Below are 23,203 nucleotides of genomic sequence, written 5' to 3'. Positions count from 1 at the left end.
GCTATTAACTTCAATTTTTAACTAAGATTAGTCACTCATACTCAGCAATTAACGTTGCTGTGGCATTAAATGGACCCGTTTTTATTACCGAAGCCCCCGCATTACGGATCGGTACAACATAAAAAGAAATAGTATCACCGACTAAAATACGAGCTCGCCGGTTAGTGGTATTATTGGGAATAAACGTTCCTCGCCCTAAATTAATAAACTGGATCCCAACATCGTCATTATCGGTACCTAAAAACTCCGAATTAAAACCTGAAGTGGTACCCTGTATTCTTACTCTCAGTGCTGTACCATTTTCGGTATCGCCACAGTCTAATTTTAATGGTAAGAGAGTTTGATACATTGCTGTAGTTGCATTTACATTAGCAGCTTTAGTTTCCATTTTGCGGATTATAATATCTTTAAAGTCCACATTAATAATGTCAGCTCCTGTTGTAGAGGTAAAATCACAAGGAGGATTAAGAATCAAATTTCCTTTAAGATTGACATTCGCGCCATTATTTGCCATAACCGAAAATGCGATACTAAAGAGAATTCCTCCACAAATACCCATTTTTTTAAATTTAATGGTTCTCATCATTAACTCACTATTTGGTTAAAATTAGCCAAAGCAGTATAAAGCTTATGGGTAACTAGCTTCCAATGTAACAGTGCTTATAAATGCACCTCCTTTGATACTCTTAACCGCAACGCCAGGATTTAATAATGGATAAGCTCTTATCGTTGGACGCTGGCTATTTGTAAATCGAATATCTGTATTCAAAGCAAAGAAGGTCGGGCTACTACCTGATACAGTAGCAAATCGTATACCTAAATCATCATTACTTGTCCCAAGTACGTCAGTATTGAATTTAGCACCGTCCCCCTTAAATCTAAGAGCAACGTTTGTAGCGCCATCAGCATCACACTTTAGCGTATATGGCACAGGCTGTGGAAAATTAGTACCGGTAATCGTTCTAATTACCATATCTTTAAAATCCACCTCAATTGGGCCATTACCGACGCCTGAAATCTCACATGGTGGATTTAAAATTAAATTACCTTTAATATTAACTGTAACTGAATCTGCTGCTAATGTAGATGATGTAAATAGGCAACTAACGACAGTAAAAGCAATTTTAAGTAGTCCTCTATGCATCGTATCCCCCTTAAATTGATTCATTCTTTTGGTAAAATAATTAGTCATAACTCAATTGAAACCCCATAACACCATAGAACTCGCCTGGTGAAACCATGTGCTGTAAACGGATTGGAGCAACAGTATAAGTCAACTCAGTCTGGCCTACTGGTAATAACTGCGGTGATGTAAATCTACCTAATTTCAATGGATTACCATGAATGTCTTTTATCACTACACCTAATCCAGTACCTCCACGTAATTGAAGATATTGGCCGCTAGAATCTGTATCCGCTCCTGTAAATCGAATATTAACTCCCGGCTGATTAACACTCCAAGGCAACAATCCTATTTGGCGATCCCATTGGGCATTTTGTACAGCCAAACACCCCGTTAAACCAATACGTAAAGTTGCACCTTGTCCTACTGCCCCAATATTAGGCAAATCACCAAGACCAACAATTCCTAAATTAATCGTCTGATCAGTACTCTCCATCTGTAATCGGCAGGGACTATCTGTTAACGCACCTTTCACACGCAAAATTCCGTGTTGCCCATCCACATTATTGTAGTCTATAGCTTTAGCCTCAGATCCCAGTAACTTTTGAGCAGCAGTTGCAGGTACACTTAGGCCTATAGTTATACAACTTCCCAGTAACCATATACATAACATGGTCGTATTCATTGATTTTCCTTTAACCACCGCGTACTCTCCTGGCATCCTACAGTTAAGGTTTTGTTTTAGTCACATTACAAACATTAGCTTTACAGCTAAATTCCAATTCAGGGCGGCCACCATAATCATTGATATAAATCAGAGAAGGCTTATCACCTAATTTTGCGCTAGTAATGCCTAAACTAGCTTGCCCAAATGGAGATACCATGACTGGTGAAAAATCATTATTCTTTGTTTGATACGTCAACGAATGAGCATTAATAATTGTTACATAAAATGGTGTAGGGTTTTTCACCATTGCCATTTGAGCACTTTTATCAATTGTTATTTTCTCTTGCCATGGAGAACTTTGTTCCCCAGGAATTATCGCTTTAGGGCGATAAAATAGTTTTACTCTTGTTTGTAAAGCCACTTGTAATACATTTGATTTTTCGCTTTTAGGCGGAATTTCTCGTAAATTAAAATAAAATAAAGTTTCCCTATCTTGGGGCAATGTATTAACCGCTGGTAATGCTTCAATTTTTATTTGGCTAGATTTTCCAGCTTCTATGCGTTGTACTGGAGGGAGAACAACTAATGGGCTACTAACCTTTTGTCCTTTATCGTTTTCAAGCCACCCTTGAGCTAAGTAAGGTAATTCTTTATTATTATTCCCAATATTTAGAGTGATAGATTTTTTATCTCCTTCAAAAATAACTCGGGTACGATCCATCGTGATACCAGCAGTTGCCAAATGGGTTATAAAAACACCCGATATAACTAGTCCTGTTCGCTGTATTGTTGTCAATTTCATCTCAAGTACCTTTTATTTTTTAATCAGTTAATTATTCAACTCTAAAATAGACTATATACCGTGTTACTACATTTTTTTAGTTGTCTCTGAAGGAATATTTTCACATGGTAATAATATTGATTGCTCTAAGTTTGGTAATTTTTGAGGAAAAGAAATACTGCAAGCTCCTTCCTCACCCCAGGATACCGTCATTTTTCCCATAGGGACAATACCACTTAAATAGGTATTTCCATTATCAGCAACAATACCAGTGTTCTTACCTTCAGAATTTTTCACCTGTGCACCAAAAGGAGGGAAATTACCATTTTGTAAGCGAATCACAACCATTGCTTTCGCGCCAGACAATATATTGAATTTACGGTATCCAACTGCCCCTTCAGTTAAAGTTGCTTGAACTACTGACTGCTCCGCATCAACGTTATCTGGTAGATTATTTAAATCTACTTGAGCAATATTACGATAGTAACTATTCACATTGGTTATTACTGCTTTACCAAAACGGTTTGATTTAACAGGAGCCCCAACACCTAGAATTGGTACATTAGCCGCACCATCAGTATCAACAAGTAATCTCGTACCACCTAATTCTCCCCCACGATGTAAAGCACCGCCATCAGGGGTTAATGTTATCCCACCATTAGCAGAAAAACCTACAGCTTGATAATCACTAGTTATATAACTAGCATTACCAGAGAGGAATACATCATCTCCTTGATAAGAAACGAATCCACTGGTTGATGCTCCTCTTCTATTCTCTCCTGCGCTTATTTGGTAGGAAAATCTATCTGTAGGGCTATTATAATAAGATGCCCTATTATTTATACCGCCTCTACGCTTATCTCTGACATCCATGGCATAACTTACACTACTACGACGACTCCAAGGAATAGATAAAGAAAGATAAGCACTATCATCATTAACTCCCTGATTAACTTGGCGGTTTAAAGATAAAGAAGCACTTATATTCTTAAAATCACCCAAATCAAAATATTTTGATAACATTAAATTATAATAGTTATTTTCAGGCCTATCCCAATATGTTTGGTGGTTATAACTTAAATATAGAGATAAACCAGCATCTACGAAATTTTTATTAAATGACAGAGTATACAGCTCTTTGCTACCACCTAAATGAATTCCAGATTTTTTAGACTCTAAAAAATCATTCAAACTCATGAAATCTCTCTCAGAGAAGCGATATCCTGCAAACGCTATCTGACTGTTATATTCTTCAAAATTTTTCGAATAACTTAATCGATATGAGCCGCCACTTAAAGTTGACTGGTTTGGTAGTTTAGATCGAGATTGAGTTATATCAAAAGATAATGCACCTAATGCTAACAAATCTCTACCTAAGCCAGCAGATAATGCTTGATAACGCTGGGTACCTAATAAACCACCAAATAATGACCATCCATTTGCTACCCCCCATGAAAATTCACCTGAAGCAAAATTTTCCCCCTGACTATGCCGTTCATAATCAGTTGGCTGTCCTACCGCAAGTTTATATTGAACTTGCCCTGGGCGAGTTAAGAATGGTAAGTTAGCAGTATCAACATTAAATTCTTGCGTTGTTCCATCTTGCTCTGCGACAGTTACATTTAGCGTTCCACTAAGAGCATCTGAAAGATCTTGAATGCGAAAAGGACCTTGCGGGACTTGAGCTTCATAAATAACACGACCTTGCTGACGAACTGTCACGGTAGCATTTGTTCTTGCCGTACCTGTGATTTCTGGAGCGTATCCCCTTAGATTTGGAGGAACCATATTTAAATCAGTACGAATTGCAGCCCCAATAAATCGAAATGAATCAAAAACTCCTGAATCGAAATAATCTTCGCCTAAAGTTAATTTAGCTTTTAAAGCAGTTAAAGCACGATATGCATAAAAACGATTCCATGTCATATCGGTATTTGATTGACTATTTTCTCCCGCAATATGAGTAGATTCAGCTTGCCAATCACCACGAAAACGCCAAGCACCTAAATTAATACCAGCAACCCCATTTCCGGATAAAGTATAGGTTTTTTGGTTGACTTTTTTCGTGTCCATTATACTACCATTTAAGTTATAATCGAACAGGAATGCATTAACTCCATTATCCCACCTAGAAGGAGGATCCCAATCTGGAGAACTATATTCTAAATAAGCTTGTGGTATATTAATCAATAAAGATGATGTTGCTAAATCACCAGTAAGTGTAACTCCAGGTAAAGTTGAAGGATCCCAACATTTATCTTTACTTTCTAAACTTGACCATTTTAAGTCTTTAATAGAGGAAGAATTAAAGCCGATTAACTCTACTATATCTGGTGATACGCATACACTACTTCCAGTTTCACTTTCTTTATCTTCAATAAACGGAACAGAATATTCACCTATGCTATATTGATTAACTTTAACTTCTAAAGTATAAGTCCCGGGCATAATATGTCCGGCTCGAGAAAATTGCTCTAAATTAATATTTTCTTTGTCTTCAATATCTAATACATCCATATTAAATACGATATCTTTTGCAAATACATACGGAGTAACACTGCTATAAAATGCAGCAGCTATAAGTATATGCAAAGAACAATAACGCCAACGCGTAATAGAATTAAAAGACATAAAAAATCCTTGTTCAAAACAACTTGCCAAATAGCAATGGTTTTATTTTTATTATCAGTTGTAATCTAGTTTAAAACTGAGAGTACTTTGAAAGTTCCCAGGAATAAACGTCGAGTGATCACTTACCATACGTAACCCATAATTAAGTAATCTATCTCCCTGAGATATACTTCCAAGGGATATAGGATGATTGGGTGTTACCCTTTGACCTTTTTCATCTTCTAATCTGAGCGCTATACCTGATACATCGCCAAAAACTAAGAAATTATTATTTTCTGAAGGGCCAGCGAATGTTATTGAAAATGTATTCCAAGGTTCACCAGATAGTGATGATATTCTACAATCTATAACCTTTATGCTAAAAGGATGGCGCGTTCCCTGCCCAAATTGTTTCAAAACACTTATTGGCTCCACGCCTAAATCAATACTTTGATCGATTGATTCCATCGCAATGGCGCAAGGGGTTTCTAAGATACTACCATTCATGGTAAGGATCCCTTTAAGTTCAGCGCTTACCGCTGATATTGATATACTTAAATATAACCCCAATATTTGAAACACAAGCCTCATGCCATATTCCTTATACATAACAGGAGGGAAAGAGATAACTCTTTCCCCACCTCACCAATAACTTATTAGTTGTATGTTAAAACAAAGTTAGTTACTGCAGAAAATGCGCCTGGAGTTACAACTGTACCTTGAACACCTTGTAGGGCTGCTTTGAAATTCAATGTATTATCACCAGCAACAAAATTTTGATTTGCAGCCTCATTAATTTTGATAGCGTTACCTGAATCATTCATCAATTTAACACCTGCACCAGCACCAGTACCTGTAATTGTGATTAAACCAGTGTCATTCCACTCAGTGCCAGTAAATGTTACGTCAACAGTATTTTTATAAGTTTTCTCTACTTCCTGACCATTCTCAGTTACTTTGTATGTCGCATTTAGGGTACAGCCTTCTAATCTAATATTGAAAGGTTGAGCTGAAGACATACCGCCATTTTCAAGAGTTACATTAGATATTTGACCTAATGGCACTTCTTGGCTTTCATCACCAGGGGCAATTGAACATGGAGCAGTGATGATTGAGCCAGTAAACTTAACTTGTCCTTTCCCAGCATCTGCGGCAAATACGGATGAACTCATAGCTACACCACATACCAGAGTTGCAAGAATTACTTTTTTCATATTACAAACCTTTAATATATTTATATAATAATACTCTCGCTCAATTGAGCCGAGATGACTTAAATAAAATAGAGAAGAATTATCCTATTTTCGCCCTAATTTATTTTCCAATTACAGCCAATTACCCTGAAATTAGGATTTCAGTAGTAATTGGAAAAAAAATAAGTTAAAAACAAAAAAACATCATTAATAATCTAAGTTAATCTAGTTAATTAAGGATACGACATCCATCAAGTGAATTCTCACTTTTAATGACATCACATAAAAATTCATCCCAGGTTTTATCTAGTGTTTTTAAAATTAGATTTAATCGATTCACATCAATGGATGTAACTCCATTCTCGTAGCGTGAAACTTGCTGCTGACTAACATTTATTAACTTACCTAACTGATGTCCTGTTAATGATTTATTTACCCTTGCTTTTTTTATAAAAAATCCAATTTTTTTCTGTATTAAAATTTCATTAATATCACTCATAACAACTCCTAACTTTTACTAACTCTTAGCTTGAGATTTAAAATAAAATTACTAAATAAAGCAAAAACCTGTATAATGAGTTAAAACACCAATAAAGAGTTAACAGTCCATTTTATGAATAATATATCCTTTTATTACGTACTTTTTCATGTCTAAAATTTCATTACACCCTGAATAAGAGTAATAATAGATTTAAACTCTAATGGAGTAAAATAAAAACAATCTATCAATAAATAAAGAACAATAGGCAGGATAAATCAAAACATCAATAACGCTCACTGAATTATGCTTATTTACTTTATTTTTCATACACATAATCCAATTTTAAATATTAATATATTTTATGAAACCATAAAATAAGTAGGGTTTTAAATATAATTACCCAGTATTTATTTTCATTTAGTTACAAATAATATTATTAGTGAAACAATTAACGTATATTATGTCTGGCAACTCGTACTAATAATGTGAATTATTTTAGAAGGAATTAACTTTATAACTGTACTTTAAATATTATCGCTTTAAAAATTAATTATTACATACTTTCACTAATTTAATTGAATATTACAAAATATTACTATTTCGACCATGCCTCACATACCGTTAACATTATAGTGATAAGCTGTTTTCAAACATAATCATTATGTATGAATATAAATACGCCTTTGGCGTGAGCATCGTGGCAGCGCCTCTCTATTTCAAGGCAGCTCCCTTCTCCTCTTTTATACTCTGCGCTATGTATATTCCCAGACCTGAAAAACTATTATTTCAATATGATTGTCAATGATCTTCAAAAAACCCACCACAATGATCATTGAAAAATACTCCACCTAAAACCTAAATATATCGTCAATCTCGGTGTTTAAAATGATATGATTCATTACCTGTTTCTAGAATATGGCAATGGTGGACTAATCTGTCTAATAGTGCGTTTGTCATTTTTGTATCGGTGAATAATTTTGCCCATTCAGAGAATTCTAGGTTAGTCGTAATGATTAAACTGGTTTGTTCATGTAATTGACTGATAAAGTGAAATAGCAGTGTGCCTCCTTGTTGACTAAAAGGTAAATAACCTAACTCATCGAGAATGACGATATCGTGTTTCTGCATTTGAGGGGTTGGTTTATAGTTCTTACCATCACTGTCTAATTCCAGTTGGTTTACTAATTCGAGAACATTCCAGAATCGAACTTTATACCCTTGAGTTGCAGCATGAAACCCTAGCGCTGTAGCAAGGTGAGTTTTTCCTGTCCCTGGACCACCAACAAAGAGAATGTTCTTTTTTTGTTTCACATAGTCACCTGCCATCAATAAATTGAGGTGGGCTTGTTCAAGTGGGCTGTGGTCAAAATTAAAATCACTGAAATGGCGTTGTTGAGTAAAACAAGCGCGTTTTACTCGGGCTTCTATTTGATTGATTTGGCGTTGAGTGATTTCTGCATTGAGTAATTTTTCTATAATGTCCAATGTGGGTCTTTTTCGCCTAACACCATCAATCACGATTTCATCAAAAGCCTCAGCCATCGTACCGAGCTTGAGTGTTTTTAGTGCATCAATATAATCTTGTCTTTCCATGGTTATTTCCTTACTAATAATTGGTCAAAATGATTTAACGTGGCCACTAGGGGACAATTTAATGGGAGTTGCTTAGATTCAAGCGTCGGGATCGTCGGTTCTGTTAAACGAAGGATAATATTCAGCACCGCTTCTACTGTAGGAACACCTTGTTCTAAAGCAATCTCCGCAGCTGTAATGCCAATATTCTCACCAAAATCGGCAATTAAACTTAAGAGTCTCACCATTGCTTTATCGCCTCTGGGTTGTGACATCAACTGTTTTTGCAGCGTCTTGATACAATCAGGTAAAGGCCAATGTATAAACGGTTCACCATGACGTAATGCACCGGGTTTTTTAGCTAATGCAGAGAGATAGTGATAAAGGTTGTACGTCGTTTGACCTTTTAAAAAGCTACGGGGGTGTTGGGCAACTTCTTCAAGCTCATAAAAATATGCAATGCATCCGCGGTGATTTGAACCGTCACCGCTTTCCCAACGAGATGGCAAGGAACACTATATCGAGAGAATCAAACAATATCAGAGAGCATGTGTTCACGAGCAAACGCTCTGTTCGGTATCCTGAATAATGTATATAAGGTGAAAATAGGCGTTATTCTTCTATCAACCTATCATTAATCGTTTGATATTTATCTTCTTTCCAAGGTTGCTCTAACCGTTTTTGGCACTTTGAATGTAAATACGTATTCAATTCATCCACGGAATCGAAAGCAAGCATCGGTAAAAAGAAGCGTTTTCGTAAAGTTTGAACTTGGCGTTCAACTTGCCCTTTTTCCCACCCTGCAGCAGGCGTACAAGCAACGGGATCTATTAAAAAATGGTTCATCATGGCAAGAAAAGCATCATTAAAAACCCGTTCCTTACCTTTACCGATCTTTTTCACAATCGTTTTGGGATTGTCGTAAATACCTCGTTTGGGAGTTCCACCGAAAAATTGGAATGCATGATTATGAGCATCAATCAGCATTTCGACGGTTTGTCGTGGATAAGCCCGTACAAAATAGGCTTGAGAATGGCAGAGCCTAAAATGACCGATATTAAGTTTAACAATTTCCCCTTTGATACTGACTTTTTCGTGGCTCCAGTCAAATTGATAGGACTCGCCACAAGGAAAGGATTGCGGAATAAAAACGACCTTAGGGGGTTGATAATCCTGATTAAATTTTTTGATAAAACGGGAAATACAAGGGTATTTACCTTCAAATCCGAGACTGCATAGCCATTCAAAATGTCGAACAGCAGAGAGTCGTTGATGCTTAGGCAGCAGCATTTGAGCTTCTAACCGTTCAATGAGACGAGTTTTGAAAGGACCTAACTTTGGTGAAAGGGTGTTTTCACGCTGATAACGGGGAAGTTCATTTGAATTTAAATACTTACGGACGGTGCGTCTATCAAGTTGTAATTTCTTAGCAATCTCTCGCTGAGAGAGCCGGTCTTTATGAAAAAGAGTCGGACTTTGGCGATGGTTTCCATACAAAGCATTCCAAATTATCCCTTGCAAAAACAAGGAGTGTAGCAGAGCTATCAGGTGGATCATTTTTACACGATCTTTCCTGCCTAATTTGGTGGAGTTTTGCATGATCATTAACAATGACGTACATATCAGAACAGTTGATGAGTACTCAAAGGAAATCAAAAAAAAATCACCTAAGCTAAAGCTATTAATTGCTTTAGAATTATCTAAGCAACCATATAATACTTAATAAAATTATTATAAAGAAGTAAACCTATACAAAAGCTAGGATGACGAAAATTATCCTAGCTTTTAGCTATTGCTCTGGCACTGTTGCAAATAAAGAGATTAAGTTAAGTTTTCGGCTCACAATGAATTATAGGTCAAAAGCGAGGTTCACTAAACACACTTCGCCTAAGGACTGACCACTTCACTCTAACTACCAAAATTAATCGTTTCGGAAATTACGGCTGTTCCAACGTAGAGCCTCTGTTCTGCACAACTAAATCAGGACACTTTTCTTGGGCTTGTTGCAAATAATCGCTATGACTGTTTTTTGCTCAACTGTGTAGTGGTCAACTAAAACAGTCTCTACATTGAACAATCGATTCATAAAGGCAGATTTCTCCCAAACTGCCCCCTGAAAGAGCGCAAAACATCGCTAAACTCATTGAGCTAGCGACGTTTGCGTTAAGCATAAAAATGAAAAAAGAATAGAGTCAGACTACTGCAGGGAAATGAGCTCTTCGCGACTTAAACCAGTACTTTCAACAATAAGGTCAAGACTAACCCCATTTTTAAGCAAGTTACGTGCCATCATAATCTTGGCATCACGCATACCTTTTTCGATACCTTGTTCAATACCTTGTTCAATACCTTGCTCTAGACCTTTTTCCCAGCCAATCTTCTCGCCTTTATCTTGTAAGCGTTGTGCAATATTCATTATTGCCTCCTTATGCCTTTCTGCCTGTTCACTCAATTGCTGGACAATATGTTCAAAGTTGGGGGAGTCCAGTGCAATGAACAGGTAATTGAGGATAGTGATGATGTCGTTATCACTATTATACTGTTGATTGAGCGCTTGTGCCAATAAGGGGATAATCGTGTCAAATTCATCCCGCAAATATTTGTGCTTCATCGCCAGCTCCATCACGGCCACTTTGCGATGATTCACCAACTCATTATCATCAATCACCGTTACATCAACCAACGGGAACGGCTGGGTATATAATTCATTAGCCATATCAGCTAATGGAAAACAATCGGTCCACAATTGAGAATAGGGGTAGGGTGAACGACCACCGTGATAAAACAGTACCGGCACTACTAACGGTAACGTTTTATGCCCTTGCTGAAGATGTTGGTTCATGGCTAAGAAAGCATAGTGCATGAGTCTCCAGGCCATGAGTTTATCGGGCGTGGACTGGTGCTCGACGAGAAGATAGATATACCCTTCACCTTCCGTTGTTTGCACCGAATAGAGCACATCGGATAAGCGAGAGCGCAGCTGTTTATCGATAAACGAGGAATTTGTCAGTGCCAATGTGCTGAAATCACACAACGCTTTGATGTGCTCAGGCAGGTGAATGTCAAAAAAGTCCTTTGCGCTGTCAATCTGCGTCATAAACCCTTTAAAAGCCGCATCATGGGCAGTCGGCGTGTGCTTAGGTTTCATTATTCAGTCACTCACTCCTCACGAAAGAAGGCTTATAATAACGCAGAATCGATTGTCTGTCCGTATTTCGGTTTTCCATGTTCACGTGAAGCCTAATTTGTATTCTCGCCCACACACCCAGTGCATTTAGTGACGTCATTTCAATGAATTAGTGAAATCATGGACGATAAATAAAAAATAACACTCGTTTTCGTCCAGCTCATCATGTCAATCAAATCACGTAAAATGTTAACCTTATTCACCAAATGGTCATGGGATTAAGCAAAATTGATAACCCTTAATGTCTAAGTGACAAACCATTCAGGGGATTGGCTTTACATTTCATTCCATAACCGTGGGGCGGGGGATTGGGTGATGATCAATGTCACCGTCAAGATAATAAAACAAAAGATCAACGTGTTTAAATATTTATCTGACCCGCCATGTAGACGTGAACGAAGATACACAAATAACATCAAGCAAAACACGATGACTTGCGTCGTCATTAAAATAATAAACACGCTTAACTCCTCTGACAAATGTACATTATCGGATCTTACATTCTCGTTCTACCGTGATACTAACAACGTATAGTGTGGCAAATTTTCATCGAACTGACCGCAAAGATGGTGTTGTTTGCAGACTTCGCTAAATTGTTTTTTATCACCCAGCACCCAAAACTCGACCGAGTTAATCTGCTTCCCCTCATCACTGAACCCTGTGGTTAGCGCAGAGGCTGTGACATAGAAGGTGGGTATGCCAGTCAATATCGGTTTTTTCATTGTCAGTTTTTGCCAGCGGTCATCACTGAGTATCACACTGTCCCATCCCAAATCTTTAAGCAGCTCCATCGCGTAAGTTAAGCGAAACAAATCACTTTGGCTGGCAATATCACAACAACACGAACGCCACAGATATTCTAACCGTGATTTTAATTTTGAGGTCATTAATCGTTGTTGACCCAGGTGGATGAGCCATTCAAAATCATGGACGACACAGCGGTGAAAGCGTTTTTGTTTCAGGGCCGTTTGTAACCAGCGAAGCAGAAAAAGATTTTCGGACTGGGCGTTTCGGGCAGCTTTTCCATCCCACTGCGCCAGTTTGAGTGCGACTAAAGCAGCAAAGGCTAATTTACCTAACCAATGATTTTTTTCTTCAACAGAAATCGTGGAATTTATTACTTTTGTCATGTGCTTCGCGATTGTTATTTAGCGAGTCTTTGTATGCGTTTTAACGTATCGACAACATCCGATTCCGTGACAGCCCCGTTAGGCTGACCGTCTTTATCATAGCGTACTGCACCAGGCATAATCGTCGTGCGATATTTGACACTGTGACTAATGGCCGCCAGGCTGCGTTTCAATTTTTTATATGAAATAGGCAGTTCACGGACTTTTTTGTCCGCAAATAAGGCCTCTCGTGTCCCCACTGCCATGGGTCGAAGTTGTCCATCGGGAAAGAGTTGTGGCCAATAGGCTGAAATATTGGCAATCGCCTCCTCTAACGGCAGATGTTGTTTTGGTGGCGTTGGCGGAATAACTTTCTTTTCTAACGGAACGACAACCGCTTTCTGTTTTTTCGCGGGCGGAGGTGTCACTTTTTTAGGAGGTTGAGTTGGCGCTGTTTTGGCGGGTTTATGGGGTTTACGCTGTGTATTAACGACCACTTGTTTACGGCGACGTTGAATAACCGGTTCGGTACTTTCCGTGCCGTTTTCCGTTGTCGGACGTTTTAAGGTTAATTTTTTGCGTTCCATACATCCTCACACCGAAATCACGTTTAGCGTCAATACATTAGTGGCAGATTATCATGAAATTTAACCGAAATCACTCGCCCGGAGGGCGGTAGACGGCAAAAAGGATTATAGAGGGGCAATGAAGGTGAGGGCCGTCGAGACCCGCGTGAGCGGTTACGAGCTGTTTAATACCCCAATTTCCCCCCTGTCCTGGTAGAGCCAAAGATATTAACACCATTATTTAGGTTATTTGCACCTTTGAAAAACGCAGTGAGACGGGCGAGAGGCAGTGCCTCGATGAACGGCTGTAGCTGCGCGTTAAGGTGGCCAGAGGCCAGCTTTACGGGGGCAATGGCACAATGTTGACACTATAATCTGAGCGACAGCCATTTATGGCTTGTAAGCGAAGGCTTTATTGGGTTTATCTCTTTAGAGTGTGCGGCTTGAAAAAACAGAGCCGCAACTCCTTTTATTTAAAAGGACGTTTAGTTCAGAAACTAAAAACGAATTTAACCATAAAACACGAATGCTATTCGAAGTTAATTGCAGAGAATAAACGCATTCGAAGTTAATGGGGTAAATATCCAGCGAAAATGTTCCCACAGTCATCATCGAGATGAATGGTGAGATTGAGATACCGATTTTACTGTTCAAAAAACACGCTATTCAGATTTAGGGCGAACAAAACCACCGCCAGTCAAGGCGGTTAATTTAGGGTGGATGAATTAGGAGTCGGGTAAGTGTTCTAGGTAATGCAGGTAAATAGCCTGCCCTTGAACACTCGGATACAAGGCTTTCATTTTGCGCTCAAAAGCCATGACCGCCGCAATGGGCTGTGTCACCTTCCACGATTCAAAACGACGCCAGGCGGCATGTTCTGCGCTTTCTGGTGATTCCAAACTTTTGGCTAACGCTTTCTTTTCCTTCAAGGCCTTCGCTAAATGTTTTTTCTCTTGTTTGAGCGCTTCATCTTTCCCAACCACGAGGGTTTTAAGCTTGTTAAGCAGGTTGCGGAGTTTGTGCTTAGTCTCCAGTGACGCCACGTTCGCGCGCGCTAGTCGCAACACATGTTGGGCGTAGCGTTTTTGGTAGCTCTCTTTTAATCCCTTTTTTTCCATCCAACGGCTAAAACTGGCCACCACATCACGTAATTCCAGTTTCGAAAAACCGAGGCCGTGAAAAAACTCTGGGCGTATCCAAATCCGCATGGCTTTGTATTGTTTGGCCTCGATATCAAAATCACGGTCAATGACAATCAGGTTGGCTTGTTCCCAGTCGCGCAGCGCATGCAATATCGGGTCATAACTTTTACGACCACTGTCATAACGATACAGCTGGCCACACAATTCTGCCAACTTCTCCACTGAGCACATCACTTCGAACAACGCATCACTTTCGGGGTTGTAATCCGCATAGGCAATCATAGCCATTGCGAGCGCATCAAAGGTTTCGCGACGCTCTGAGCGCACGGATATCCGCTGCTTTCGACTATAACGCAGTTGGTAAATATGGGGATTGCGGTTCCAATCATGACGTTTTAAGGCCGCCGCAAAGCGACGTACAGGCACTAATTTCGGTAATTGCCCTAAAAATTTTGGCGCATAATGCCGATGAATTTTGCCGACGGAACAAGGAATTGCAGGAATTGAGATCCCATTAGACATGTCTCTCCGCACTTATGTTGTACGGAAGGAGTTGAATTTTTTTGCGCATAATTCTATACTCCCCGCTAGGAGTTCAACATTACCCCTAGTGGAATTACTCTGATGACCCCTGATAATCTTTTCGACCCGCCAAGATTGAAGAAGATTACAGGGGTTTTCTATTTGGGTTCACAGCACATTTTTGTGTGTTACATCCCATTTCTTGCCACCTTTCGGCGTGGCGACCACAAAATTCACATCAATTGTCGGCCAATTTAGCACTCTATGCGCATTCAAGCAACGTCTTCACGATAAAGACGCGATTTATTCACAAAATTTGTGATAAAACTTGAGGTTCGACGCGGGAGAAAACTAAATTGAATTGGCGGAAATCGCCGACAAGGCGGGTTAAAACAGAAATAACAGGGTGTTAATCACCAAATTCACGGTCTCGGGATTTTTCCATCACCATTTCACGCTCTTGTTGACGCAAGACGTCCCGTTGTTGTTGCTGATGTTCACGTTCAAGCTGAACGGCCTTTTCAATGACTCGCTCTTTCGCCTCCATTAAGTCATGTTCCCCTTTCAGCAAGCTATCACGCTCTTGTGCCAACACCTGCCGCAGTTCGTCTTCGTTCAGTTCTGGCACCTTAGACTCGCTGTTTGCTTGCTGACGTAGGGCTGCTTCAGCCTCTTTTAAGGCTTTATCAATCGCCTGCTCTTCTGGCGTTTGCAGATTTTTCGGGTTACTGTCTGCTTTATTGGTTTGCGCGGTATTTTGGTTGGAATAGGCGTTATCCACTTCCCCTTGCGTGATTTTTTCAATCATGGCCGTGTGTAAACGTTCATCAGAATTGAGTTGCACCACCACGCCCTGTTCGGGTTGCTGTGCCATCGTCTCAAAGGCGGACGCTAGACTGTTCACAATCACGGTTTGCCCGTTTTGACTGGGTTTCACAACAATAAATTGCGCCTGCTCACTCCCCAGTAAATGCCCTTCAGCGCGAAGCCCCTGCAATTTATCCCCATCGAGTTCAATCGCTTGTAACACTGTGCCTTGGGCTTTACCGTGTTCATCAAAAGCGGGCCACGCCACATGCGGTTCGGGGTGCTTGGTGGACGGGTAAACAAACTTTCCTTCGTGTGACTCACCCAATCCCATTTGGCGGCTTAATGCGCGACCAATCGCCGTGTCATTAAGGGGTTTCGCATGGTCAAACAGTTGATTACCCACTTTGGCGGCATAGTCTTGTTCAGCCAACAACACATCATGAGCCGTCTTTCGGTTGCCCGGGTTTGTAATTTTACTTGTCCATTTATCCAAATCATCACTGTAGGTTTGGACATGGGCTTTAGTACGGGACAAAGCGACATACGCATCACGCAAAGTGGCGAGCATACGTCGTCCTAATTGGACGCCCCCTAAGACAATCACATACGGACTACTTGCCCCTTGCGCTTTATGTGCGGTGCCGGCATAACCGTAATCCAAATGTTGGTCAGTCAATGCTCCATTCGGGTCAAGCACGCGTGACTCCTCACCATTAGTCAGGGTGATTTGCCCGTGTTCATTAACTTCGCTGACTGTCCAGTCACTGTTCGTCACGCGTCCACGCTCTTTGTCTGTACGAGTAAAGGTGATTTTTTCGCCAACGGCAATGTGACGCCCTTCTTGGCGGTAAATACCAATATCTCGTAAGCTACTTTCAAAGGCCGAGAGTAAATACCCTTTCCCTTCTTCATCAACCAGGGTTACAACCCCATCACTTATCCCTTCCTCTGTCACCGCAATCCGATAGTACTGCTCTTGAATGAGTACAATTTTACCCACATGCTCAGACATCCCCGCGGTTGATAACAAGGCTTCGGTACGGGTATTTTCGCGCACTAATATCGGTACGGCTTTTCCCACTTGCAATTGTCCTTGCTCAATTAAAATGTCATGAATACCGCGGTTAATAACATCTTTATCGACATTCGTTTGCACGACAATGAGTGTCTCTTTTTGGGCTTCAGGCGTTCGACTGCGATAATCATCGAGAATATGTGTGATAACCTTATTGCCTGAGTCTACCACCGACTGTTCGGGCAATTTTGCGCCTGCTCGACGAGGAACCACATCCGGTGTCACGCTATTCATCGTATCGATAGCCGTTTGAACCTGACCCGCGATGATGGCTTCAATGGCAGGGCGAAGCTCGGGATTTTGTCGCACAATTTCTTTCATAATGGCGGTATCGAGGGCAGAACGGTCTTGTGCAAGTGCAAAGGGAGCACCACTGTCCACTGACAATAACTGAGCCGTATCCCCACTGAGTACGCCTCGCCCCCCACCCTGAGCAATGATTTGCACGACTTCACTTAAATTTCGGTTGCCTATCATGGAACTTTCATCAACTAAAAACAGGGTATTTTTAAAATCCAGTGTTTCACCTTGTTGTTGACGTTGGTTGGCATCCATCAAAAAGGCATGCAAGGTTTGCGATTTTACGCCGACTGCCGCCATTTCCCCGACGGCACGGTGCGTGGGCGCAAGACCGATGACTTCTGGCCGCTGCGCAGCAGGCAGTGTTTCCAGAGCCTTGAGAACAGCTGTAAATTGCGTGGTTTTCCCCACCCCGGCATAGCCTTGTATACCAACAAATTGGTCACGACTGCCTAAAATCAGCTCAGTCGCCGCTTTTTGCCCTGAGGTTAATCCGTTCAGTTGCGCCTCGGGCACAGACGCCATCAACGGAGTTTGTGTGTCTTTGCCCGCTAAAATCGTCGTGAGGATTTGCTTTTCCATCTCCCAGGTACTGGCCGTCACGTAGTGTTGTTGGGCCGCCCCTTTACCACTGGTCACGGGGATGATGGTTTTTTGGGCGACTAAACGGTCAAAGGCTTTCCCCAGCGATTGACTGTCGAGCGAGTTGTGTAATGGTAACGCTTTGGCAATCGCATCGATGCGCGAGAAAAAAACTTGACTCTCTTGCGCTAATGTCATGCCTTGTTGCAGGGCTTTTTCGGGCTTAGACAATAACGCTTCCGTGGCTTTATCGGCCGCTTGTTCAATGGCTTTGCTGTCTAATCCTTCAACCCCCGCTAACTGTCGCGCTTGCTGATAGACTGGCGAACGCGATAAACGACGCTCAGTTTCCATCTTATCCAGTGGCGTATACACGGTAATATGTTCACCACTGCGTGCAGCGGTATTCAGTAAGGTCGGCTGCGTATCCCGCGCAGACGCGGCCAATAACACTGTGCCCGTATCGTTAGCCTGTTGCCCTGGCGCGGTAACATAACCATAATCGGCCTTGATACCGTCCCGTACATCAATACGGTGCGTTTTGCCGTTGAAATTGACCATAATGGCGTTTGGCATAAACCCCGATACCGTGACCCTGTCACGTGCAGAGAGCTTATTTTGCTTCGCCAGTATGGTTAACTGTTCACCTTGGGCGATTTCCATCGTTTGACGCTGATACGCACTCCACTGACCATCAAATTGCTGCGGTTTCATCACCTGTTTTTGCCCTTGACTGTCAAGCAAGGTGACGGAACGGGTTTCAGGGGTGACGCGGTCAATGGTAAAACGCTCAACCTCTTTTTTGTCCGCATTCCAACGCTCCATCACCATGCCTTCACGGTAGCTGTCGATTTGCTTGCGAGAATGGCTGTCGAGCCACACGGGTTTGAGCTGGGTCAATGTCACCGTTTTTTCACTGAGCATTCCGCGCTCGGTGAGCGTTTGGCGAATGGTATCGGTCACGATTTTTTGCTCCCGAATTCCACTGACCTGCGCAACCACGGGTTTCATGTCGCTGTGCAGCTGCGCGTAATCCGCCGCCAGTGCCGCATAACGATGATTTTTATCGGGTATATGCGCGGTTTTCACCGTCAAGACAGATGAAGCCTCGCCTTGAAAACGCGGCACTCCCGCATCTTGTAACGTTGCCAACACGTTTCCCGTGCCTTTACGTCCGCCACTGTCCATCATGAGCACCTGCACATTGGCAGATTGCGCACTTTCCAGTAGAAATAAGGCCGATTTTAATGACAGTTTTTCGGCATTGGCAACCACTAAGGTACTGTTGGGTTTAAGTGGTTGACCATCACCCAAAGTCATTTTCGGCACATATGCAAAACGCTTATCATTGGCAAAGGCTTTACCGCTGGTCGCATCAAGGGTCATCACCGCCACTTCTCGTCCTTGTGATTGGGCCATCGTAACACCGTCTAATACCCCATCCCGCTGCGCTTTACCCAGTCCCTGACTGACCACAATCGCAATATTGGGTAAGGTGTCCGCGACTTTTTCCATCACGGGACTGATGGCCTCTGTTCGCGCCTGAAAACTGACCGTGCGGTTATGTTGCTTCATGTCAGTGGCAATTTGTTGCAGCTTCAACTCGTCCATCAAATGAATGGAGGAGGTAAACAACCCTTTTTTCTCATCCAGTGGGATAAGTTGACGCTGTTCAATCGCGGCATCAATCGCTTCACGTACCTGTGCTATCATGCCCGCACGAGCTTCCAATCCCCCAAGCGTTTTAGCCAATACTTGGCTGTAAGTCATACTGAGCTGCTTATCACTGAGTAACGCTATCGCATCGGTGACAGCGCGGGTGATATCGGGCTGTATCTCCCGAGAGGTATCCCCCATATCCCCTTTAGCAAGGCGCTGCTCGGCTTCAGCGTAAAACGCTTTGCGTTCTTCAGGGCCAAAGCCATTTTTCTCCAAACGGTCAAACCAGTCGGTTAATAACTCACTTTTTTCAGGGGTTGTTTTGGCTTGACGCGTATCGAGGGCGGCCACATCACGGGATTTCAGTGAGGCTTCATGCCCCACCGCATCCATGATTTGGTAATGGCGCTGCGAAAAAGGCACAACGGGCACACCCACGATTTCCCATAATCCGTTCTTGCCTGTTTCATGGGTTTGCATGCCAAAGCTTTCGACTCGCTCACGTAAAGCATGGCGGTAGATTTGCCCTAATGATACTTGCAATGCATAAACCGCCTCACTGAAGCCGCTTTTTTGCTGTGTATCACTGGATAACGTGCGCCACTCGCCATTGTGTTCGGTCATGTTCATCACAAGGGCATGGGTATGGACTAAAGGGTCGTGCTCGCGGGACGTATCATGGTTAAATGCCGCGATAACCAAGTTTTTGGTCATTTCAAGTGAGGTTTTGCCGTCAACCATCACTCGCGTTGACGCGAGGCTCTCCACCTCTTTCAGGGCGACCTCGACCGCATGATTATGTGCGTCAATCATCCGCTTATCACCCAGCACAAGGCCTAATACAGAGACACTTTTCGGAGCTGAAAAGGTTAAATCTTGCCCTTCACGGTGCACATTTTTACCGTTTTCCATCCGCTCAAGACTTTGGCCATTGGGTAAACGCCCTTCCAGGATTTCCCCTAATTGGTCTTTGGTGACTTCCCCCTCTAACCCGAGCGATTTAGCGCCTTCCCCCATCCAGCGAGCTTCAAGGTTGCCGAGGAAATAATAATTATCTTCATGGGTATAATAATTTGCCGCATTATTGGCAATCGGTGCAACCGTCAGCATCACCATTTCTCCCAATTAGGATCATCATGTTCAAACTCTTGTGAAGAATTCATTTTTTTAGCATGGGGGTCACCCAAAATTTCCTTTTCTTCCTGCCGCATGCGTGTATAACTGTCATATTGATCATAGGGATTCTCTTCACCATCAATCACGCGTCCAAGAACCTCCCCTGTTTCGGTGTTCACTTTGACGTTATCAATGATGACCTCTTGACCGCCTTGGGTTTCAGGTGGATTATCGGATGCTGCGGTTTCCGTTGTTATCGGCGTGGAGTTTTGTGTGACTGACTTCGATTCAAGCTCAACGATAGGCTGTGGTTGAGTCTGAGCCACTTCCGGAGCGGTATTGTTTTGTGCTGTATCAATGGGTGTTTCAATCGGTTTCCCGCTAATTAAGCTATCAATGGCCTGATTAACCACGTCAGGAAGCGCCCCCATGCTTAACCGCTCGTCAATTTCAGCTTCAATCTCTTGATCTAAGCTGTCATTGACTTGTCGGGGGATAAATTCTTCCGCGACAACTTTCAGCTTTTCATATTTCATGGCGTGTTTAATGACCGGGTATTCCCCAGGCAAGGTGATATAACACGTTAAATCCGGCAATTTTTGCACATCGGAGTAGTTGACTAAATCCACATCCTCTTGCTGCTTACTGAATGACACACCGTCTCGTACCGTTTCAGGACCAAAGCTATATTGCTCACTGGCCACTTTTTTACGGGTTTGCCCGAGCTGACCTCGTACCCAATTGGCGATACTTTCATCGGGAGAACGAAAGAAGAAACGCGTATTAAGCAAATCCATCATCGCATCGGCATTTTCATTCCCATAAGTCACATTCAGTTGCGCCTTATTTTGAAAACCAAGAATAAAACACCCGCCAAATTTACGGCCTTGTGACAAAATAAGGGGCAAATTCGGTAACTGGTGCAAGGAAATCAATTCGTCGTAGATGAACCATACACGGCGCTCGCGGTTATCACCCATTTCCAGTAACGTATTAGCGGCTTGCGATAACCACATGGAAATTAACGGTTTTAAGGATTCATGTTCACGCTCATTACTGGTGATCCATAACCAACCGTGACGTTTTTTCGGTTCATTGACGGTTTTCATCCATTCACGGATCGCAAATGGGGGTTTGCCATTACGCTCAATGCCTTGTAGATAGCGTAACGCTTTAACGTAGTTAGTCAGAACGCCACGGATTGAAATCGCGGTTTTTTCCACCTTCTCTTCCATCAAGTTACTGGCTTCAGTACCCGCCACATAAGCGCGTAACGTTTTGAGATCAATGGCGAGCAACGTCCGTAATAATTTGTTATAACTGCGCTTTGGATCAGCACCCAGTTTTGATGCCACCGTTGTGAAAATAGTCCGCGCTGACCCCGTCCAAAAAGGGTCTTCTGAGGTACTTTGAGGGATAAGGGTATTGGACGCACTGTCAAAATCAGGTGTCGTGACACATTCACTCCATAAATCCCAGTTTTCACACCGTTTATCTAGTGGGTTCAGTAACTTATCAATATTCTCATTGTAATGCTGTTTGATTAACGAACACCCTTTATCATAAACAATGACCATGTCTCCCCGTTTACGGAGCTGGATCAGTAATTTATTGAGGGTATTTGATTTTCCTGAGCCAGGCGTACCATGCATTAACATGTTTTGCACTTCACTGTTAAGCTTCAGGGGTAATCCGTCAAAAGTAATAGGCGACGCTTCGCGCCGTGCATGAAGCAAGTTGCGAACGGACTTAATGTCTTCTGTGAGTGTACGACCGCCTATCACATCATCATTCGCTTGACGCTTACCTAATCCATGAAACACTCGATAGATGACAAAAAACAGCACAATGATGACAATACACGCCCATAATAGGGATAGTCCCAATTCTTGTAGCACGATATTTCCGGCATAGATCATGTAGTCGTCTTTTAATATCGCATCAGACGTAAACCGATAAAGTTGACCATCAAAATCCACTTCATAAATTGGTGCTACGCGATATAAGGCTTTTTCACCGCCTGCGGTTAAATATAACCACCAATATAATCCGCCATTTTTAATTTCTTGTAGCGGTACTTTAAAATAAAAAATGACCGGAAAGATGATCAAGAAAACCAGAATAAGCCAAAAAGATATTCGCTTATTCACTTGCATGAACATGCCGAGCATATAGCTAAAGACTTGTCCACCCTGCGTAATATGCTTGGTAGAACTCATAATGAAATCACTCTAATTAATAAGGAAAAGGATAGAATTTAAAGCTGGAGATGGAAGAAAACTTATTTTGTTAATCCCAATTTATTTTTTAGCTGTTCAATATAATGCGATGAGGCTATTGCACAAAAGGATTCGTCCTTATCTCTATTTGCATTATTGTTGAATAATACAAGGCCTAATGTGGGTAAGGTGTCTTTAAATTTAATGATTTCTTGTGAGAGAAGCGTAATATCCTTTTTGTCTATTCTCAGGCAATCCAAATAAGTTGTTATATTTTCATCAAGCGTTCTATCGGGATATTGAGTACCAATCACATACTCACTGCATTGAGATAATGTAAAATAAAGCATAACTTCATCAAGTTTATTCTTTTCTTCTGATGAATAGGTGATATTTGACAAAAATAGTAACAATAAAGCGAACACCGCTTTATTACGGATTGTTTTTTTCATTGTAACCTCAATAAAGATTTTAAGAAAAAATTCGATG

General features: G+C 41.6%; 17 protein-coding genes and 1 pseudogene. All 18 read right to left on the bottom strand.

Features of this window, described 5'->3' with window-relative positions:
• Positions 1-31: 31 nt before the first annotated feature.
• The 18 genes and pseudogenes from ACLPIE_RS15640 to ACLPIE_RS15555 all read right to left on the bottom strand — a co-directional run bounded on the left by ACLPIE_RS15640 (position 32) and on the right by ACLPIE_RS15555 (position 23,166).
• A complete protein-coding gene (locus tag ACLPIE_RS15640; protein WP_249890943.1) occupies positions 32-586 on the bottom strand; it encodes a fimbrial protein in 555 nt (184 codons plus the stop codon).
• A gap of 42 nt (positions 587-628) precedes the next feature.
• Positions 629-1,144: a fimbrial protein gene (locus ACLPIE_RS15635; RefSeq protein WP_249890942.1), complete on the bottom strand. Its 516-nt coding sequence runs from the start codon at positions 1,142-1,144 to the stop codon at positions 629-631.
• Between the two features lie 40 nt (positions 1,145-1,184).
• Positions 1,185-1,808, bottom strand: a complete 624-nt coding sequence (locus tag ACLPIE_RS15630) for a fimbrial protein (protein WP_283126762.1) — start codon at positions 1,806-1,808, stop codon at positions 1,185-1,187.
• Between the two features lie 43 nt (positions 1,809-1,851).
• Positions 1,852-2,592 (bottom strand): fimbria/pilus periplasmic chaperone, encoded by a 741-nt coding sequence (locus ACLPIE_RS15625; RefSeq protein ID WP_283126761.1) that lies wholly within the window; start codon positions 2,590-2,592, stop codon positions 1,852-1,854.
• Positions 2,593-2,658: 66 nt separating this feature from the next.
• Positions 2,659-5,202: an outer membrane usher protein gene (locus ACLPIE_RS15620; protein ID WP_430262636.1), complete on the bottom strand. Its 2,544-nt coding sequence runs from the start codon at positions 5,200-5,202 to the stop codon at positions 2,659-2,661.
• A 54-nt stretch (positions 5,203-5,256) separates the two neighbouring features.
• Entirely contained in the window at positions 5,257-5,688 is a 432-nt protein-coding gene (locus ACLPIE_RS15615; RefSeq protein ID WP_430262635.1) for a fimbrial protein, read from the bottom strand.
• Between the two features lie 149 nt (positions 5,689-5,837).
• Positions 5,838-6,395 (bottom strand): fimbrial protein, encoded by a 558-nt coding sequence (locus ACLPIE_RS15610; RefSeq protein ID WP_283126860.1) that lies wholly within the window; start codon positions 6,393-6,395, stop codon positions 5,838-5,840.
• A 208-nt stretch (positions 6,396-6,603) separates the two neighbouring features.
• Positions 6,604-6,873, bottom strand: coding sequence for a helix-turn-helix domain-containing protein (locus ACLPIE_RS15605; protein ID WP_283126861.1), 270 nt, complete (start codon positions 6,871-6,873; stop codon positions 6,604-6,606).
• Positions 6,874-7,722: 849 nt separating this feature from the next.
• A complete protein-coding gene (gene istB / locus ACLPIE_RS15600; protein ID WP_335674347.1) occupies positions 7,723-8,448 on the bottom strand; it encodes an IS21-like element helper ATPase IstB in 726 nt (241 codons plus the stop codon).
• A gap of 2 nt (positions 8,449-8,450) precedes the next feature.
• Positions 8,451-9,929 (bottom strand): annotated as a pseudogene (istA, locus tag ACLPIE_RS15595) (IS21 family transposase).
• Between the two features lie 695 nt (positions 9,930-10,624).
• Positions 10,625-11,575: an Rpn family recombination-promoting nuclease/putative transposase gene (locus tag ACLPIE_RS15590; RefSeq protein ID WP_430262633.1), complete on the bottom strand. Its 951-nt coding sequence runs from the start codon at positions 11,573-11,575 to the stop codon at positions 10,625-10,627.
• Positions 11,576-11,889: 314 nt separating this feature from the next.
• Complete coding sequence (locus ACLPIE_RS15585) at positions 11,890-12,075, bottom strand: hypothetical protein (RefSeq protein WP_283126880.1); 186 nt, start codon at positions 12,073-12,075, stop codon at positions 11,890-11,892.
• 48 nt (positions 12,076-12,123) lie between these two features.
• Positions 12,124-12,744, bottom strand: coding sequence for a DUF2913 family protein (locus ACLPIE_RS15580; protein ID WP_283126881.1), 621 nt, complete (start codon positions 12,742-12,744; stop codon positions 12,124-12,126).
• Positions 12,745-12,758: 14 nt separating this feature from the next.
• Complete coding sequence (locus ACLPIE_RS15575; RefSeq protein ID WP_335674352.1) at positions 12,759-13,310, bottom strand: ProQ/FINO family protein; 552 nt, start codon at positions 13,308-13,310, stop codon at positions 12,759-12,761.
• 704 nt (positions 13,311-14,014) lie between these two features.
• The gene (locus tag ACLPIE_RS15570; protein ID WP_430262632.1) at positions 14,015-14,953 is read right to left on the bottom strand and encodes a RepA family replication protein; all 939 of its coding nucleotides are present in this window, start codon (positions 14,951-14,953) and stop codon (positions 14,015-14,017) included.
• A gap of 409 nt (positions 14,954-15,362) precedes the next feature.
• On the bottom strand, positions 15,363-20,489 hold the full coding sequence (gene traI / locus ACLPIE_RS15565) for a conjugative transfer relaxase/helicase TraI (RefSeq protein WP_430262631.1): 5,127 nt from the start codon (positions 20,487-20,489) through the stop codon (positions 15,363-15,365).
• The gene (gene traD / locus ACLPIE_RS15560) at positions 20,489-22,714 is read right to left on the bottom strand and encodes a type IV conjugative transfer system coupling protein TraD (protein WP_335674325.1); all 2,226 of its coding nucleotides are present in this window, start codon (positions 22,712-22,714) and stop codon (positions 20,489-20,491) included. Before traD ends, traI begins: the two co-directional genes overlap by 1 nt.
• A gap of 62 nt (positions 22,715-22,776) precedes the next feature.
• Positions 22,777-23,166 carry a hypothetical protein gene (locus tag ACLPIE_RS15555; RefSeq protein ID WP_283126755.1) on the bottom strand — a complete coding sequence of 130 codons (390 nt, stop codon included), beginning with the start codon at positions 23,164-23,166 and terminating at the stop codon, positions 22,777-22,779.
• Positions 23,167-23,203: the final 37 nt, after the last annotated feature.

Origin of the sequence: Providencia sp. Me31A (genome assembly GCF_050487165.1) — a bacterium.
Classification (GTDB): domain Bacteria; phylum Pseudomonadota; class Gammaproteobacteria; order Enterobacterales; family Enterobacteriaceae; genus Providencia.
The sequence above is the reverse complement of the archived record's forward strand: the minus strand, read 5'-3'. Positions and strand labels throughout refer to the sequence as shown.